The following is a 15,843-nucleotide window of genomic DNA, read 5'->3' on the forward strand; positions in this document are numbered from 1 at the left end:
GCAATTGCTCCAAGTGGTTATAGCCACGCCAGCAGCCAAGCTGACATGGGTCCCTGTTGCCCTTGAATTCGGATATCGGAACCATTTGCGGCCAAATCATGGTGATGGGGCGACGAAAGATTGAATAGATTGCCCGCCATCGACCGCTACATAGCGCGGCTGGTCTTTTTCCCGATGCTCGGCACCCTCGTCCTGTCGGCGATGCTGCTCGTGCTCGAAAAAATGCTCCGCCTGTTCGATTTCGTCGCGACCGAGGGCGGTCCCGTCAGCGTCGTCTGGCGCATGCTGGCGAACCTGATCCCCGAATATCTTTCGCTCGGCATCCCGATCGGCCTCATGCTCGGGATTCTCCTTGCTTTCCGAAAGCTTGCGACATCGAGCGAGCTGGACGTGCTGCGCGGCGTGGGCATGAGCTTCGGGCGCCTGCTGCGCGTTCCTTATGCCTATGCCATCGCCCTCGCGCTGCTCAATCTCGCTATCGTTGGCTTCATCCAGCCCTATGCACGCTACGCCTATGAGGGGTTGCAGTTCGAACTGCGGTCGGGCGCACTCGGCGCGTCGATCAAGGTCGGCGAATTCACCAAACTGGGCAGCCGGATGACCTTGCGCATCGAGGAAAGCTATAATGATGGCCGGTCGTTGCGCGGCATATTCGTCCGCGGCGACAACAAGGATGGACAGCGCGTGTCGGCGACCGCATCGCGCGGGCAATTCCTGGCTACTGACGATCCGAACACGATCATCCTGCGCCTGACGCAAGGTGTGCTGATCCATGAATCGCCCAAATTCGCGGTGCCGCGCGTGCTCACGTTCGACAACCACGACCTGCCGATCCCGCTTCCCAAGATCGAGGCCTTTCGCCTTCGCGGCGGTGCGGATCGCGAACTGACGATCCCCGAGCTGTTCGTCGTCGGCAAGGACAAGAATGAACCGCTCAAGACGCGGCTCGAATCACGCGCGAATTTTCACTTCCGCATCGTCGAGGTGATGTCGATGTTCCTGGTCCCGCTGATCGCGATCGCCCTTGCGATCCCGCCCAAACGATCGACGTCATCGCTTGGCGTCTTCCTGTCGATCGTGATGCTGGTGACGCAGCACAAGATCAACCAATATGCCGAGGATCTGGGCGCGCGCGGGTCGATCGACCCGCTGATCGCTCTGTGGGTGCCGTTCCTGCTCTTCGCGGCGCTTTCGATCTGGATGTACTACACCGTCGCGCATGTACCGGGCGGCCAGCCGATCGGCGCACTCGAACGCATCGCAGCGAAGGGCGGCCAGCGGCTTCGCGGCCTGCTCCGCTTCTTCCAACGCACGCCGCGGGCCACCTGATGCAGCAGCTCAGCTTTTTCCCATCGCGCACGATGGCGCTTTACGTCGGGCGGCTGTTCCTGATCCGCAGCTTCTCGATCCTGTTTGCGCTCGTGCTGGTGCTGCAGACGCTCGACCTTCTCGGCGAAAGCGGCAAGATTCTGGCGGTGGCAGGCAATGGCGACAGCGACGTCTGGCGCTATGTCGGGATGCGGATTCCGCAGATCATCGAGACGTTCCTGCCCTTTTCGGTGCTGCTCGGCACGATCCTGACGCTGATCACGCTGAACCAGAACAGCGAAGTGATCGCGATGAAAGCATCGGGGATGTCGGCCCATCAAGTGCTCGCCCCCCTGTTTCTGGCATCCTTCCTGGTCGCCGGGATCAGCTTTGCCTTCAACGAACGCATCGTCACGCGCTCGACCGCAGCGCTCAGCGCCTGGCAAAAGGTCGAATATGCCAAAGTGCCCGCGGATAGCGGGGTCAGGGCGAATATCTGGGTGCGCGCCGGCGACGATCTGATCAACGCGGGAACGGTCGAGACGCACGGCCCGGCAATCGTGCTCCGCGACATCACCGTCTATGAGCGCACGCAGGGCGTGCTGTCGTCGATGCTCAAGGCCGACAGCGCCAAACAGGTCGCCGGCGGCTGGGAATTGACCAACGCCAAACGCTTCATCCGCAGATCGGGCACGCTCGAACCGCTGGGCACGGTGACCGCGTTGAGGGGCGTTCGCGCCGACCAGTTCACGCTTGCGCAGGTCGACGGCGACGAACTGCCCTTCCCTCAGCTCAGCGCGGCGATCTCCGATCTCGAAGCTGCGGGCCGGCCGGTCGACGCGCTGAAAGGCGTCTTGTGGCACAAGATTTCGGGGCCGCTGTCGGCGATCCTGATGCCGCTGCTCGGCGCAGTCGCAGCGTTCGGGCTTGCGCGTTCGGGCAAGCTGTTCGTGCGCGCGATCCTGGGCATGGCGCTGGGCTTCGCTTACTTCGTCGCCGACAATTTCGCGCTCGCGATGGGCGATCTCGGCGCTTACACGCCCTTCCTTGCGGCGTGGGGTCCGTTCATCCTGTTTGCCCTGATCGGCGAGATGATCCTGATCAGGACCGAGGAATAATCCTCAGGTCGCCGCGCCGCGCGCTGAACCGGCGAGCAGCTTTATCACCAGCCCCGGCAGGCCGCTGTAATTCGCGCCATGATATTGCGAATCCGCGGGCAGCGCGTCCTTCAGGCGGCGGTGCGCCTCGGGCAGCGCATGATAGGGAACGCCCGGCAGCAGATGGTGCAGCGCGTGATAGCGCAGGCCGACCGGCGCCCACAGTTCGGGCAGGAAACCCGGGGGCGGCACGTTGACGCTGTCGAGGAACTGCGCAGTCACGGTCAGCACTTCGCCGTCATTTTCCCACAGATGCGCAACGAGCGTGCGGATCTGGTTGAGCACGATGGTGGCCGACGCAATGCCGCCAAAGATCAGCAGCGCGCGCAGCGGCACCCAGCCGAAGACGGCCGCGGCGATCAGCAGCGTCGACCAGACCCAGGCCCCGCCCTCCTGCCACGCCCATTGACGGCGGAACTCGCCCTCGGGCGGCTTGCGGCGGAACATCGGGTTGATGATCAGCCCCGAATAGCGTTCCATCACGATCTTGCGCAGTGGCGGGATCAGAAAGGAGATCGGGGTCAGCACCGCATAGCGAAAGATCAACGCCATCGGAGCGAACGCCGCGAGGACGACGAACAATGGCACTGTCCACGGCTTCATCAGCGCGAGCGGCAGATATTCGGGATCCTCGACCGTGCCATATTTGGTGCGGTTGTGATGGAGGCTATGGATGCCCTCATACATGAACGACGGGATCAGCAGCGGGACGCCGATCAGGATGTTCCACCAGAGACGGAATCCCGGCAGCGCATTCTTCCGGATATGGGTGATTTCGTGGATGAAGCTGCCCGCACGATAGAGCGCGAGCACCGCGACGAACGCAGCAGCGAGCAACCACGCCGTCGAAGGCGCGACGATCGCGGCGGCAACGCCAGCATAGCCGAGAAAGGCCGAAGCGAGAAAGTCGGTCCAATAGGTCCGCGCGCTCGGATTGACGAGATCGCGCGTCAGCTCCGAGGCCGCGCGAATCATCGCCATGTCGTCGGCGATCGCGGACTTGGGGGCTGCTGCGGCAGCCGAACCGGACAGCCGGTCGACAAGAGTGTTCATCGCTAACATCCTGGTTTCTTCATCATCATTTCATGGCAGCAAGATGGCCAAATGCGGGTCGCCAGCGCCGCAGCAATGCCCTAAAGTGTCGCCAAACATATAGGACGATCAGTTCAGGAAACTACCCATGACCGCACATGACGAAGGCCCGCTCACCATCCAACCGGTGAACAACAGGGCCGTTAAGCGCGAATTCGTCGAGCTTGCCTACCGCCTCAATCGCGGCGATCCGGCGTGGGTGCCGCCGCTCGAAGGCGAGGTGTTCGACCTTCTCACGCCCGGCAAAAATCCGTGGTTCGAGCACGGCAAGGCGCAGCTGTTCCTCGCGCGCCGCGGCGGCCGCACGGTGGGCCGCATTTCGGCGCATATCGACGCGCTGGCGCTCGAACAGCCGGTCGAGCAGGGGATGGGACCCGGCACCGGCAACTGGGGGCTGTTCGAGGCCGAAGACGCCGAAACCGCGCATGCGCTGCTCGTCGCGGCGGAGAACTGGCTGCGCAGCCAGGGCATGCACCGCTCGCTCGGCCCGCTGTCGATTTCGGTCTGGGACGAGCCGGGCCTGCTCATCGAAGGATTCGAACGGTCGCCGACGATCATGCTCGGCCACAACAGCCCACTCTATCAGGCGTGGATCGAGGTCGAGGGCTATCGTCCGGTCAAGCAGCTCAAAAACTATGCCGTCCACATCCTCGACGGTTTTCCGCCGCTGGTGAACCGCATCGTCGCGGCGGGCGAGAAGAATGACCGCATCCGCATCCGCCGCGTCAACAAGAAGAAGTTCGACGCCGAAGCGGCGCTGATCATGGGGATTTTGAACGACGCCTGGTCGGACAATTGGGGCTTTGTCCCCTTGACCGACAGCGAGATCGCCCATGTCGGCAAGAAGCTGAAAGACATCGTCTATGAGGATCTGATCCGTATTGCCGAAGTCGATGGCGAACCGGTCGCTTTCATGATCGTGCTGCCCGACATCAACGAGATGCTGATCAAAATGGGCGGATCGCTTCTCCCCTTCAACTGGGTGCGCCTGCTCTGGTGGCTTCGCAGGCCGCGCAGCAAGCGGCTGCGCGTTCCGCTGATGGGCGTGGTCAAGAGCCTGCAGAACAGCCGCATGGCCAGCACGCTGGCGTTCATGATGATCGAGTATATCCGCCGCGACGCCGTGCGCGACTATGGCACGCAGGAAGGCGATATCGGCTGGGTGCTGGACGACAATCAGGGAATGAATGCCGTGGCCAAGGCGATCGATGCGACGGTCAACCGCGTGTACCAGATTTACGAAAAGGATCTCTAGACGCGGCGTTGCCGCGCTTCCCCACGGTTTCGTCGTAGCGAGGATTGCCCTGTCTTGACGCGCCTCGCAGGCCGTCTAGGCTGGTGAAAGCCAAGCGGGTGGGGACAGATTATGTGCCGCGCGATGATGTATCTGGGCGAGCCGGTCCAGCTCGACGACCTGCTCTTCAAGCCTGACTCCAGCCTCGTCAACCAGGCCTATATGCCCAAGATGCTGCACATGCTGAACCTTGCGGGGTTCGGGATGATGGCGTGGGACAGGTCGAGCTTCGTCCCCGAACAGCCGCATCGCTATCGCTCGCCCGCGCTGCCGGTGTTCGACGGCAATCTGAAATCGCTGGCGGTCAAGACGCGCGCAGAATGCGTGATCGCGCATGTCCGCGGCGTCGCTTATTCGACGACGGTCAAGGTCAGCGAGCAGAACACCCACCCCTTTCACTTTCCGGGTGCCGCGGTCGCGATGGCGCACAACGGCGATATCTATCGGATCGGCGAAATGAAGGCGACGCTGATGGCCGACATCGACCCGCTATTGCTGGCCGAGATTTCGGGATCGACCGACAGCGAATGGGTCTATGCGCTGCTGCTCTCGCAGCTTCCCGACTGGCGCGCCGAACCGTCGCGCGACGAGCTGGTCGCGGCCGTGCAGAAAACCGTCGACATCCTCGAAACCGCGCGGCGCCACCATGGCATCGCGATCTCGTCGAGCTGCAACCTGTTCATCACCACCGGGCGGCAAATCCTGGGGCTGCGCCACTGTTTCGACTTCGGCCATTACCGCACCGGATCGCCCGATCAGGTGCATGAGGCGAACATGAATTTCCTGTCGATGTGGTTCACCACCGGGCGCGACTATGGCCTGCACGACGGTGAGTGGCAGATGGTCGGCGGCGACGACGATCCGCGCGCCGTGATCATCGCATCGGAGCCGCTGTCGTCGAACAGCGCGACGTGGATGCCGGTCCCGGAATATGCGATGGTGCACGCCGAAATGGACGGCGACCGGCCGACATTCCGCGTGGTGCCGCTGGCGCGTTAGGCCGCGACGGCATGCCCGCGTCGCATCGCGAGGATGCGCGCCTCGACCTGATCGAGCGCATCGAGCGCGGTCACGAGGTCGGCATTGACCGACGCGCCAAGCTCGCGGCTGAGCGCGTCGCCGGTCGTCATCATCTCGGCAAAGGTCGCGCGGTCGAAAGCGAGCAGGGTCGCCTGCTCGCTGGTCCGCAGCAGCCGGTCGTGCGGAACATCGAGCAGCATCGCGGCGATACCGACGAGCTGTCCGGGACCGGTGACGGTGAGCTGATAAACACCCGCGCCGTGCGGAAGAGCGCTGCGCACCGCGCCGCGGACGACAAGCCAGACGGTATCGGGCGCCGCGCCTACCGATGCGAGATCGGTGTCGGCTGGCACCTCGATCCGCGCGCCCGCATTCCAGAAGGCAATCCGCTGCGCGGACGTCATCATGATGCAACAGGGCAGCTTTGCGAGAAAGGCTTCGGCAGCGAAATTGCCCTCGATGATCGGGGGGAGCGCGCGTTGCGGACGCGGTGTGAACGCGTCGGGCTGTTCGTCGAGCAGCCCGGCGATATCGGACGCCTTGGCAACGACCCGCTGCGCGACGAGCCGTCCCAGTTCGGTCTGCAATTGCAGCGAAGCGGGACGCAGTTGCGACAGCGCCGCGCGAAACTGATCGGCGGGCAGATACCAGGTGGCGACCGGCCCGCGTGCAATCCCCATCGCAGTGCGATGAACGTCACGCCCGATCAGCGCCATGTCGCCGATCACCTCGTCCGCGCCGACCTTGGCGAGCAGCGCAAGCCCGCCGCCGGGGAGCCGCTTGCCGATATCGACATGACCGCTGTCGATCAGGAATAGCCCTTCGGCGCGCTCATTCTGGGTCAGGATCACTTCGCCGTCGGCAAAGTGGCGCGGCACAAAGGCATCGGCGAGTTCGGATCGCTCAGCCTCTCCCAATCCCGCAAAGAGCGGCACGTCCGCCAGCTTCGTGGCGGACAGCAACGTCATGCAAAGACCGCCCAGGTCGGCGCATGGTCGCTCGCTTTCTCGCGCCCGCGATGATCCTTGTCGACCCCGGCATCGATCAGCCGGTCGGCCATCGCGGGGCTGAGCAGCAAATGGTCAATGCGAAAGCCATGGTCGCGCTGCCACCCGCCCGCCTGATAATCCCAGAACGTCCACACTCCGCCCGCAGGGTGGCGGCTGCGGATCGCGTCGGTCCAGCCGTCGCCGAGCAGGCGGAACCAGGCGTCGCGCGATTCGGGCTGCATCAGCGCGTCGGTCGACATCGCCCGCGGATCCCAGACATCCTCGTCGTGCGGAATGACGTTATAGTCGCCGGTCAGGATCGTCGAAATTTCGGATGCGAGCAGCGCCTTGGCGCGCTCGCGCAGCCGCTCCATCCAGCGCAGTTTATAATCGAATTTCGGCCCCGGTTGCGGGTTGCCGTTGGGCAGATAGATGCACCCGACGCGAACGCCATGCACGTCCGCCTCCAGATAGCGCGACTGCTCGTCCTCGGCTTCGCCGGCGAGACCGCGCTGAATTTCGACGGGCTGCGCGTCCTTTGCCAGGATCGCGACGCCGTTGAAGCCCTTTTGGCCATGATACAGAAAGCCATATCCCGCTGCCTCGATCTCTTTCGTCGGCATCGTCTCGTCGCTCGATTTCAGCTCTTGCAGGCAGGCGACATCGGGCTGCGTTTCCTCGAGCCATTCGACGAGGCGCGGCAGGCGCGCCTTGATCCCGTTGATATTGAAGGTCGCGATTTTCATGGCCATTCCTATGGCCCATCACGATCTTTTCGTCACCCTGAACTTGTTTCCAGGTGACGAGACCGGGCAAGGTTCAGATCGAGAAGCTCGACCCGCAGCCGCAGCCGGAGGCCGCATTGGGGTTTTCGACCTTGAACGAAGAGCCGCCGAGCGAATCGACGAAATCGACGATGCACCCGCGCACCAGGTCGATGCTGATCGGATCGACCACCAGTTTCACGCCGTCAGTCTGTGTAATGATGTCGTCGGCGTCGATGCTTTCGGCCAACCCGAAGCGATAGGTGAAGCCCGAACAGCCGCCGCCATCGACCGCGAGGCGAAGCGCGGCGTCGGCCTGCCCCTTGCGATCGGCGATCCAGCGTACGCGCGCCGCGGCGGCGGGCGAGAGGGTGATATCGGAAAGCTGCGTGGCCATCGGTGCAAGATAGGGTGCGCCGCCCCAAATGAAAAGGGCGCCCCGGCGTTCAGCCGTAGGGCGCCCCTCCTCTCCGACCCAGGAAAGCTGATTTATTCGGGACCGCCCATTGCGAGCTTCTTGTTGCCCGAGATCGCGGCCATCGACATCGAGTCCGACTGGCAGAAGGGCATCGGATTGACCGGCGCGCCTTCGATGCGGACTTCATAATGGAGATGATTGCCGGTCGAACGCCCGGTCGAGCCGACATAACCGAGGATATCGCCCTTCTTCACCGACTGGCCGGGAATGACGATATAGGACGACATATGGCCGTAGCGCGTCTGGATCGCATTGCCATGTTCGACTTCGACATAATTGCCATAGCCGCCGAGACGCTGGGCGCGGCCGACGATGCCGTCGGCGGTTGCGTAGATGGGGGTGCCATAGGGGGCAGGAATATCGACGCCATTGTGGCGCGCAAGCTTACCGGTGACCGGGTGGACGCGCATGCCATAGGACGATGAAAGCGACATTTTCTCGATCGGGCGGCGCGAAGGCACCGAAACGCCGATGCTTGCGGTCAGGCCGGTATCAAGACGGCGCCACGCCTGGAAAATCGCGCGCGCTTCGCTGTCTTCGCCGGGAGCCTGCGCCGTGGGATTGAAGCCGTCGTCATCGGGCTCGTCAGGAACCACGATGCTCGCGTCATTGCCCGATTCCGCAGCATGGACCGCCGGAGCGGTGATGCCGGTCAGCGCCGCTGCGCAGAATATCAGGCCAAAATGAAACTTTTGCGCCAGTGAAGCGTATCGCACGTATCGACCCCGCAGTCCTTGTCGCCAGTGCCCTTTTTTGGGGGCCGCTGGTGCCGGATGTTTGCTCGGATGGGATAATTCCCTGCCCGCGAGTGTTGATGACGGTCCAAACCTTACCAAGCAATAACCGCGTAGAAGTCTTGCGTTAAACCGGCTTCGCCGCGCGCCGAGTCGTTGAACGGAGGCTTCAACGATCCGCGAAATCGCGATTTTACGAGGCTTTGCCACGTTTCGACGACATTGAATCCCATTTCGTCGCACTTTCGGCCGAACCAGGCTGTGCCGACGGTCACATGGCGGATTTCATCGTTGTAAATACGCGATAAAATCTTTGCAGACGTGTCGTCGCCAGCCGCGCGGAAGCGATCGATGGTCGGCGGCGTGACATCGAGCCCGCGCGCTTCCAATACCATCGGAACGATCGCGAGCCGCGCCAAGACGTCGTCCGACGTCGCCTGTGCCGCTTCCCAAAGCCCCGCGTGCGCGGGGAATTCACCATAGAAGCTGCCGAGCTGGCGCAGTCTTCGGTCGAGCAGCGCAAAATGCATCGCTTCGTCGGCGGCGACGCCGATCCAGTCGTCGACGAACGCGCGCGGGAACGCGCCGCCGAAGCGGCCGACGAGATCGACCGCCAGATCGATCGCCACGAATTCGATATGCGCGAGCGCGTGGAGAAGCGCGATCCGCCCGCGTTCGGACCCGCCCTTGCCGCGGTTCGGCATCCGGTTCGGCGCCAGCAGGTCGGGCTTTGCGGGCCACGCCGGCTGATCGGGCATCGCGACATCGCAGCGATGGTCGAGCGCGCCGCTCCGCCACGCCCGCGCGAGCGCTCGCGCCGCGCGGCGCTTGTCGTGCGGGTCCGGCGTCAGCAGGACCGCGCGCGCCGCTTCGCCAAGCGTCTGCACTACAGCGCCTTCGCAGCCTCCAGTACGGCGTCGGCATGGCCCTTTACGCGGACCTTGCGCCATTCCTTTGCGAGCGTGCCGTCGGCGCCGAACAGGAAGGTCGAGCGCTCGATCCCCATATAGGCGCGGCCGTAATTCTGTTTCTCGACCCAGGTGCCGAACGCCTCGCACACCGCGCCATCTTCGTCCGAAGCGAGGCGGACGGTCAGGCCATATTTGTCGCGAAACTTGCACAGCTTCGCCGGCGCGTCGCGCGATACCGCGAGCACCTGTGCTTTCAGATGCGCGAATTCCGGCGCGAGGCGGGTGAAATCCTGCGCCTCGACCGTGCAACCCGGCGTATCGGCCTTGGGATAGAAATAGACGACAAGGGGCGCGCCCTTCATCGCGGCAAGATCGATCGTCGCGCCGTTGGCATCGATCAGTTTGACGGCGGGAATGGCGCCACCGATGGCGAGGGTCATGTCTCTGTCTCCTGCTGCGCGGGGCGAATCGAGGCCCACCAGTTCGCGATCTCCTGCCGCGCCGCATCGTGCGCGGCAAGCAGTTGCGGCCAGCCGGGCTCGCCGCACGCGCTCGCGACAAGCTGACGCGCGGCGGCGTTGGCCGGCTCCCCGTCGGGCGCGGTGAGGCGCAGCATCACCAGCATGCGCGCGAGCAGGCCATGGGCGTCACAAATTTCCGCCGGTGCGAGGCCGTCGACCCGCAGGCAGGCCAGCGCCGAGCCGATATTGGGCTCGTGACATTTGCCGCTTGCAAGCTGGGTCACCTGCATCGCGAACTCGAGGTCGACCAGCCCGCCAGGCCCGCCCTTGATGTCGAGCGGCCCCTGCGGCGGCTTATGCGTCGCCATCTTGTCGCGCATGTCCGCCGCGTCCTTCGCAAGCGCCACCGGTTCGCGCTGCGGCGCCAGCAGATCGTCGATGATGCGCTGCACGTCGGCCTTTGCATCGTCCGAGCCATAGACCGGCCGCGCGCGTAGCAGCGCCATATGCTCCCACGTCCAAGCCTCTTCGCGTTGATAGCGTTCGAAGCTGTCGAGCGTGACGACGAGCGGACCCTGCGCGCCTTGGGGGCGGAGCCGCGTGTCGACGTCGTAAAGCTTGCCCGCCGCAGTCGGCACCGACATGGCGCCCGTCACGCGCTGCGCGAGGCGGTTATAATAGGTCGTCGCGCCGAGCGGGCGCGGGCCGTCGGATTCGGCCAGATGGTCGCCGGTGAAAAGATAGATGAGATCGAGGTCCGACGCATGCGTCAGCGCTCTTCCGCCGAGCCGTCCGAGCGCGAGGACGACGAGTTCGCTATCGGGGATGCGGCCGTGTACCGCCACGAACTCTGCAACCGTCGCATCGGCGAGGACCTGCAACGCGCCCTCGGCCAGCTCGGAATAGCCGCACGCGATCATCAGCGGATCGGTCGCTCCGGCGATGAGCTGGACCCCATAAGCAAAGCGCCGCTCGCCGACGCGATCGCGGACGCGGTCGAGCAGGCGTTCATAGTCGAGCCCCGCAAGCCCCGGTGCCCATTCGGACAAGAGCTCGGCTTTGGTCGCGGGTGCCTCGAATGCGCGCTTGTCGATCAATCCTTCGATCAGCTCGACGCGCGCACCCAGCGCATCGGCCAGCGTCGGCGCGAGCGAGAGGATGCGCGTCGCAATCTTTGCCAGCTCGGGCTGCGCGGCAAGCAAGTGGAAGAAGTTGATCGCGCTCGGCAAACCGCCGACGAGCTTGTCGAAGCGGACGAGCGTCACCTGCGGATCGGCCGTGACGCCAATCGCATTCATCAATTCGGGAAGCGCGGTTTCAAGCGCGTCGAGCGCAGCGGGACTACGCAGCGCGCGCAGCTGGCCGCCGCGCCAGTCGGCGATCGTGCGGAGCGCCGTATCAGGCGGGTCGAAACCTGCGGCCATCAGCGCGACCGCAAGCTCGCGTTCGTCGCGCGGGAGGCCGGTGGCCGCCGCGCGCTCGACCACGAGCCGGTCGTAACAGGCGCTGACGTCGGTCACGACGGGCAAAAGCGCCGCGAGCAGCGCCGCGGCATCGGCGTGGCCATCGAGCCGCGCGACCGCATCCAGCGCCGCAGGCTGCGTCGGCAGGCAATGCGTCTGCTGATCCTCGATCATCTGCAACCGGTGTTCGATCCGGCGTAGCGTCGCATAATGGCCGGTCAGCCGTTCGGCGATCGCGCCGTCGATCCGCCCCGCCCTGGCCAGCGCCGCGAGCGCATCGACCGTCGCGGGGGCGCGCAGCGACGGATCGCGCCCGCCATAGATGAGCTGGTGGACTTGCGCGAAAAACTCGATCTCGCGGATACCGCCGCGCCCACGCTTGAGATCATAGCCGGGGCCGAAGGCCTGCCCCTGCGAGAAATGGTCGCGGATGCGGTCGCTCATCGCGCCGATTTCCTTGAGCTGCCGGAAATCGAGGCTGCGGCGCCAAATGAACGACCGGATCGCGGCGAGGAAGCTTTCGCCGAGCACGCGGTCACCCGCCGAAGCGCGCGACCGGATAAAGGCCGCCTGCTCCCAGGCGAGCGCTTCGGACTCATAATAGGAGATGGCCGCACTCTCGGGCAGCACGATCGGCGTGACTTCGGGATGCGGGCGCAGGCGCAGATCGACGCGAAGCACATGGCCGTCGGCGGTACGGGCCGACAAGATCTCGACCATCCGGCGCGCGATCCGCACCGCCGCTTCGCCCGGATCGTCGCGCGAGCGGCGCGGCAAGGCGTCGGGATCGAAGATCAGGATCGGGTCGATGTCGGACGAATAATTGAGTTCGTGGCTGCCCAGCTTGCCGAGCGCGATGATCGACAGCCCGCGTGGCTCCTCACCCGGAACGCGTTCGGCGAAAGCGGCGGCAAGCGCCGCGTCGCACGCCCGATCGGCAAATTGCGACAACAGCCGCGTCGTCGTCGCCACATCGTGCTCGCCCGACAGGTCGCCGAGCGCAAGCAGCAGCGCCATCCGCCCTCGCCACTGGCGAAGCGCGCGCATGATGTCGTCATCAGCGGCCGGCGCATCGACGACGGCCAGCGCCGCGTCGGTGCCCTCGGTCAGGAAGCGTTCGACGTCCTCGGGATTGATCTCGGCCAGCCGTGCGAGAAATGGCGCATTGGCAGTCAGCCGTTCGAGCGCCGAGCGGCGCGCGGAAACATCCGAAACAGTCATCGCCTGTCGCTATCGCCCGCGCGGACGCGGGTGGCAAGCCTCAGGCCGCCACTCTCCTCAGGCCGGCACTGTGCTTTCGTCGAAGAAGAGCACCTGCGAGATCGCGGCGCGCAACGTCGCCGGCTGATATGGCTTGGTCAGCAGGAACGCCGGCTCGGGCCGGTCGCCGGTGAGCAACCGTTCGGGGAAGGCGGTGATGAAGATGACGGGCACGGCCATGCCGCCGAGTATCTCCTGTACTGCCTCGATCCCCGAACTATTGTCGGCAAGCTGGATGTCGGCGAGGACGAGGCCGGGTTGATGCTTCTGCGCTTCGGCAACCGCCTCGCTATGTGTGGTTGCGACCGCAACGACATCGTGGCCGAGGTCGCGGACGATCATCTCGATGTCCATCGCGATGATCGGCTCGTCCTCGATGATCAGGATGCGCGCGCGCGTCTGGCGATCGATCTCGTCGGTCGCTTCGTGGATCAGCTTGTCGACTTCGGCGGCGTCACGACCGACAATGCGTCCCGTCTCCTCGTTGCTGAACCCTTCGACCGCCGTCAGCAGCAGCGCCTGGCGCGCCAGCGAGGGAATCCGGCGAAGCCGGGCATCTGCGATCGCGACTTCAGGAGCGATCTGTTCGTCGCCGTGCGCCTGCGCCGTTACCAGGCCGAAATTATCGTGGACCATCCGATACAGCTGAATCCGCAAATCGCTGCGCGTATCGACCGCGTCGGGATTGGCGATCAAGGTTTCGAGCAACCGCGAGACCAGTGCATCGCCGCTCTGCTGACTCCCCGAAATCGCGCGGCCATAGCGGCGCAGATACGGAAGATGCGGCGCGATCGCCTGACCCAATGACATAAATTACCCTCCAGAAACGGGACAAAGCCCGCCGACAAGCTCGAAACGCGACCGCTACCCTGCCGCGATCCGGCATAATTTCACCCCTTGGGAACGATTCAAGCATAAAATAGTTTCACGATGAACGAACAAAGGCGCATTGCGCTTTGGTTTACGCACGGTTAGCACAAGGGCCCATGTCGAAGAGATGCCACTATAATGACGTCTAGATCCGGTTCGCCGCCCAACAAGCAGACCGGAAAGGACGCTGAGAAGCAACTCCCCAGGAAGGTGCAGGACGTCAACGTCGCCCTGCGCCGCGCCTATGACTCTGCGGTCGACGAAACGATCCCGCAGTCGATGCTGGACCTGCTGAGCAAGCTCAACTGATCATTTTTTGTAGCGGGCGGCAAAGTCGCTCTGGAATGCCGCAAAGCTGCCGACCGCGATGGCATCGCGCATCCGCTGCATCAACGCCTGATAGAAATGCAGGTTATGCTGCGTCATCAGCATCGCGCCTAGCATTTCGCCGGCGCGGACGAGGTGATGGAGATAGGCGCGCGACCAGGTCGTGCACACCGGACAGTCGCACGACGGATCGAGCGGCCCCAGATCCTCGGCATGTTTGGCGTTGCGAATATTGACCGGCCCTGCCCAGGTGAAGGCTTGGCCGTTGCGCCCCGAGCGCGTCGGCAGCACGCAATCGAACATATCGACCCCGCGCGCGACGGCGCCGACCAGATCGTCGGGCTTCCCGACACCCATCAGGTATCGCGGCTTGTCGGCCGGAAGCTGGGCCGGCGCATAATCGAGGACGCCGAACATTGCCTCCTGCCCCTCTCCGACCGCGAGACCGCCGATGGCATAGCCGTCGAACCCGATCTCGGTGAGCGCTGCGGCCGACCGGGCGCGGAGCGTTTCGTCGAGCGAACCCTGCTGGATCCCGAACAGCGCCGATCGCTCGGCATGCTCGCCGCCCGCATCGAATCCGGCGCGGCTGCGCGCGGCCCACCGCATTGATCGCTCCATGCTCGCCTCGGCGCGCTTGGCGTCGACGCCGTTCGGCGGACATTCGTCGAAGGCCATCACGATGTCGCTGCCGAGCAGGCGCTGGATTTCCATTGAGCGTTCAGGCGTCAGCATATGGGGTGAACCGTCGAGGTGGCTCTTGAAGGAGACGCCGTCTTCGCTCTGCTTGGTCAGCGCCGAAAGGCTCATGACCTGATACCCGCCGCTGTCGGTGAGGATCGGGCGGTCCCAGCCCATGAAGCTGTGAAGACCGCCAAGCCGCGCCATGCGCTCGGCACCGGGGCGCAGCATAAGGTGATAGGTGTTGCCCAGGATGATGTCGGCGCCGGTCGCGCGTACATCGGCGGGCCGCATCGCCTTCACCGTCGCGGCGGTGCCGACGGGCATGAAGGCGGGGGTGCGGATCTCGCCGCGCTTCATCCGGATGACGCCGGTGCGCGCGGCGCCGTCGGTCGCAGCGACCTGAAAGGTGAATCTGTCGGTCATGGCGCGCGCCTATGGCCGCGTGCGCATGAAAAGTCGAGCAGCCCCTGGGATCGTGACCCTAGGCGCGCTCTTCCTCGCTCGACGGTTCTTCTTCGGCGGCCTTGGCCTTTTCCTTTGGCTTTTCCTTCTCGAAGATCTTCACGAGCTCGCGCTTCTTTGCCTCCGAGAGGCCCTTTTCGGCCACCGGGAACATCTCTTTCTCCTCCTCGTCGATATGGTGGAGATAGCGTTCCTTCATCGAGCGGAAGCGGGTCAGCCAACCGGTCGAGGCGAAATCCATTTCGTAAAGTTCGGTAAGGAGATCGTCGATTTCCTTGTGCTCGGACACGCTGTGCTGTGCGTCGTCACGCAATTCGGGTTTGCCGAGCATCGTCGCATACAGCGACATTTCCTCCGACGCGGCGTGCGCGGTCACCTCGACGCGGAAGCTCTCGAACAAATAGCGGCGATCGTCGCTATCGCCCTGCGTCGCGTCGATGCGGTCGAGCAGGTCGCGGTGGCGGTCGTGGTCGGCTTTCAACCGCGCGAAGATTTTGGTCTCGGGCATTGCCTTCTCCATCCATGAGGGTTGGAGAGAGAACGATCCGGTGCGCCGAAGAGTTCCGCTA

At 64.3% G+C, this 15,843-nt stretch carries 16 protein-coding genes; 5 read left to right on the forward strand and 11 right to left on the reverse strand.

Annotated elements, in window-relative coordinates; genetic code table 11:
* Positions 1-174 precede the first annotated feature (174 nt).
* The gene (gene lptF, locus ACO055_RS08170) at positions 175-1,329 is read left to right on the forward strand and encodes an LPS export ABC transporter permease LptF (protein ID WP_422062443.1); all 1,155 of its coding nucleotides are present in this window, start codon (positions 175-177) and stop codon (positions 1,327-1,329) included.
* On the forward strand, positions 1,329-2,426 hold the full coding sequence (gene lptG / locus ACO055_RS08175; protein ID WP_422062091.1) for an LPS export ABC transporter permease LptG: 1,098 nt from the start codon (positions 1,329-1,331) through the stop codon (positions 2,424-2,426). Before lptF ends, lptG begins: the two co-directional genes overlap by 1 nt.
* Positions 2,427-2,429: 3 nt before the next feature.
* Here lptG and ACO055_RS08180 read toward each other — a convergent pair whose 3' ends face one another.
* Positions 2,430-3,518, reverse strand: a complete 1,089-nt coding sequence (locus tag ACO055_RS08180; protein ID WP_422062092.1) for a fatty acid desaturase family protein — start codon at positions 3,516-3,518, stop codon at positions 2,430-2,432.
* A 127-nt stretch (positions 3,519-3,645) separates the two neighbouring features.
* Between ACO055_RS08180 and ACO055_RS08185 the strand changes: the two genes are divergently transcribed.
* Together ACO055_RS08185 and ACO055_RS08190 are read left to right on the forward strand one after the other, a co-directional pair.
* Positions 3,646-4,812, forward strand: a complete 1,167-nt coding sequence (locus ACO055_RS08185; RefSeq protein WP_422062093.1) for an N-acetyltransferase — start codon at positions 3,646-3,648, stop codon at positions 4,810-4,812.
* 111 nt (positions 4,813-4,923) lie between these two features.
* Complete coding sequence (locus ACO055_RS08190; protein WP_422062094.1) at positions 4,924-5,850, forward strand: class II glutamine amidotransferase; 927 nt, start codon at positions 4,924-4,926, stop codon at positions 5,848-5,850.
* On the opposite strand, the gene ACO055_RS08195 is transcribed toward ACO055_RS08190, so the two are convergent.
* The 8 genes from ACO055_RS08195 to ACO055_RS08230 form a co-directional block, all read right to left on the reverse strand.
* Positions 5,847-6,839, reverse strand: coding sequence for a cyclic nucleotide-binding domain-containing protein (locus ACO055_RS08195; protein ID WP_422062095.1), 993 nt, complete (start codon positions 6,837-6,839; stop codon positions 5,847-5,849). The two genes, ACO055_RS08190 and ACO055_RS08195, sit on opposite strands and share 4 nt — an antisense overlap.
* On the reverse strand, positions 6,836-7,606 hold the full coding sequence (xth, locus tag ACO055_RS08200) for an exodeoxyribonuclease III (protein ID WP_422062096.1): 771 nt from the start codon (positions 7,604-7,606) through the stop codon (positions 6,836-6,838). Before xth ends, ACO055_RS08195 begins: the two co-directional genes overlap by 4 nt.
* 73 nt (positions 7,607-7,679) lie before the next feature.
* Positions 7,680-8,021 (reverse strand): iron-sulfur cluster insertion protein ErpA, encoded by a 342-nt coding sequence (gene erpA, locus ACO055_RS08205; protein WP_422062097.1) that lies wholly within the window; start codon positions 8,019-8,021, stop codon positions 7,680-7,682.
* A gap of 92 nt (positions 8,022-8,113) precedes the next feature.
* Entirely contained in the window at positions 8,114-8,818 is a 705-nt protein-coding gene (locus ACO055_RS08210) for a M23 family metallopeptidase (protein ID WP_422062098.1), read from the reverse strand.
* A 113-nt stretch (positions 8,819-8,931) separates the two neighbouring features.
* Positions 8,932-9,723, reverse strand: coding sequence for a ferritin-like domain-containing protein (locus ACO055_RS08215; protein WP_422062099.1), 792 nt, complete (start codon positions 9,721-9,723; stop codon positions 8,932-8,934).
* Complete coding sequence (locus ACO055_RS08220; RefSeq protein WP_422062100.1) at positions 9,723-10,187, reverse strand: peroxiredoxin; 465 nt, start codon at positions 10,185-10,187, stop codon at positions 9,723-9,725. Before ACO055_RS08220 ends, ACO055_RS08215 begins: the two co-directional genes overlap by 1 nt.
* Positions 10,184-12,892 (reverse strand): bifunctional [glutamine synthetase] adenylyltransferase/[glutamine synthetase]-adenylyl-L-tyrosine phosphorylase, encoded by a 2,709-nt coding sequence (locus ACO055_RS08225; RefSeq protein WP_422062101.1) that lies wholly within the window; start codon positions 12,890-12,892, stop codon positions 10,184-10,186. The genes ACO055_RS08220 and ACO055_RS08225 overlap by 4 nt, the downstream gene beginning before the upstream one ends.
* Positions 12,893-12,949: 57 nt before the next feature.
* Positions 12,950-13,741 carry a response regulator gene (locus tag ACO055_RS08230; RefSeq protein ID WP_422062102.1) on the reverse strand — a complete coding sequence of 264 codons (792 nt, stop codon included), beginning with the start codon at positions 13,739-13,741 and terminating at the stop codon, positions 12,950-12,952.
* A gap of 198 nt (positions 13,742-13,939) precedes the next feature.
* Between ACO055_RS08230 and ACO055_RS08235 the strand changes: the two genes are divergently transcribed.
* Positions 13,940-14,110, forward strand: a complete 171-nt coding sequence (locus ACO055_RS08235; RefSeq protein ID WP_422062103.1) for a NepR family anti-sigma factor — start codon at positions 13,940-13,942, stop codon at positions 14,108-14,110.
* On the opposite strand, the gene tgt is transcribed toward ACO055_RS08235, so the two are convergent.
* Both tgt and ACO055_RS08245 read right to left on the reverse strand, forming a co-directional pair.
* A complete protein-coding gene (gene tgt, locus ACO055_RS08240; RefSeq protein ID WP_422062104.1) occupies positions 14,111-15,235 on the reverse strand; it encodes a tRNA guanosine(34) transglycosylase Tgt in 1,125 nt (374 codons plus the stop codon). It abuts the gene before it with no gap.
* 58 nt (positions 15,236-15,293) lie between these two features.
* Positions 15,294-15,782 carry a hemerythrin domain-containing protein gene (locus ACO055_RS08245; protein ID WP_422062105.1) on the reverse strand — a complete coding sequence of 163 codons (489 nt, stop codon included), beginning with the start codon at positions 15,780-15,782 and terminating at the stop codon, positions 15,294-15,296.
* Between the last annotated feature and the right edge of the window lie 61 nt (positions 15,783-15,843).

This window comes from Sphingopyxis sp. (genome assembly GCF_965227415.1).
Taxonomy (GTDB): Bacteria; Pseudomonadota; Alphaproteobacteria; order Sphingomonadales; family Sphingomonadaceae; genus Sphingopyxis.

Coding starts and splice junctions, on each gene's coding strand:
- ACO055_RS08180 (WP_422062092.1), bottom strand. CDS start 3,518: ATGAACACTCTTGTCGACCGGCTGTCCGGTTCGGCTGCCGCAGCAGCC.
- ACO055_RS08195 (WP_422062095.1), bottom strand. CDS start 6,839: ATGACGTTGCTGTCCGCCACGAAGCTGGCGGACGTGCCGCTCTTTGCG.
- ACO055_RS08185 (WP_422062093.1), top strand. CDS start 3,646: ATGACCGCACATGACGAAGGCCCGCTCACCATCCAACCGGTGAACAAC.
- lptG (WP_422062091.1), top strand. CDS start 1,329: ATGCAGCAGCTCAGCTTTTTCCCATCGCGCACGATGGCGCTTTACGTC.
- lptF (WP_422062443.1), top strand. CDS start 175: ATGCTCGGCACCCTCGTCCTGTCGGCGATGCTGCTCGTGCTCGAAAAA.
- xth (WP_422062096.1), bottom strand. CDS start 7,606: ATGAAAATCGCGACCTTCAATATCAACGGGATCAAGGCGCGCCTGCCG.
- ACO055_RS08190 (WP_422062094.1), top strand. CDS start 4,924: ATGTGCCGCGCGATGATGTATCTGGGCGAGCCGGTCCAGCTCGACGAC.
- ACO055_RS08230 (WP_422062102.1), bottom strand. CDS start 13,741: ATGTCATTGGGTCAGGCGATCGCGCCGCATCTTCCGTATCTGCGCCGC.
- ACO055_RS08220 (WP_422062100.1), bottom strand. CDS start 10,187: ATGACCCTCGCCATCGGTGGCGCCATTCCCGCCGTCAAACTGATCGAT.
- tgt (WP_422062104.1), bottom strand. CDS start 15,235: ATGACCGACAGATTCACCTTTCAGGTCGCTGCGACCGACGGCGCCGCG.
- ACO055_RS08225 (WP_422062101.1), bottom strand. CDS start 12,892: ATGACTGTTTCGGATGTTTCCGCGCGCCGCTCGGCGCTCGAACGGCTG.
- erpA (WP_422062097.1), bottom strand. CDS start 8,021: ATGGCCACGCAGCTTTCCGATATCACCCTCTCGCCCGCCGCCGCGGCG.
- ACO055_RS08245 (WP_422062105.1), bottom strand. CDS start 15,782: ATGCCCGAGACCAAAATCTTCGCGCGGTTGAAAGCCGACCACGACCGC.
- ACO055_RS08235 (WP_422062103.1), top strand. CDS start 13,940: ATGACGTCTAGATCCGGTTCGCCGCCCAACAAGCAGACCGGAAAGGAC.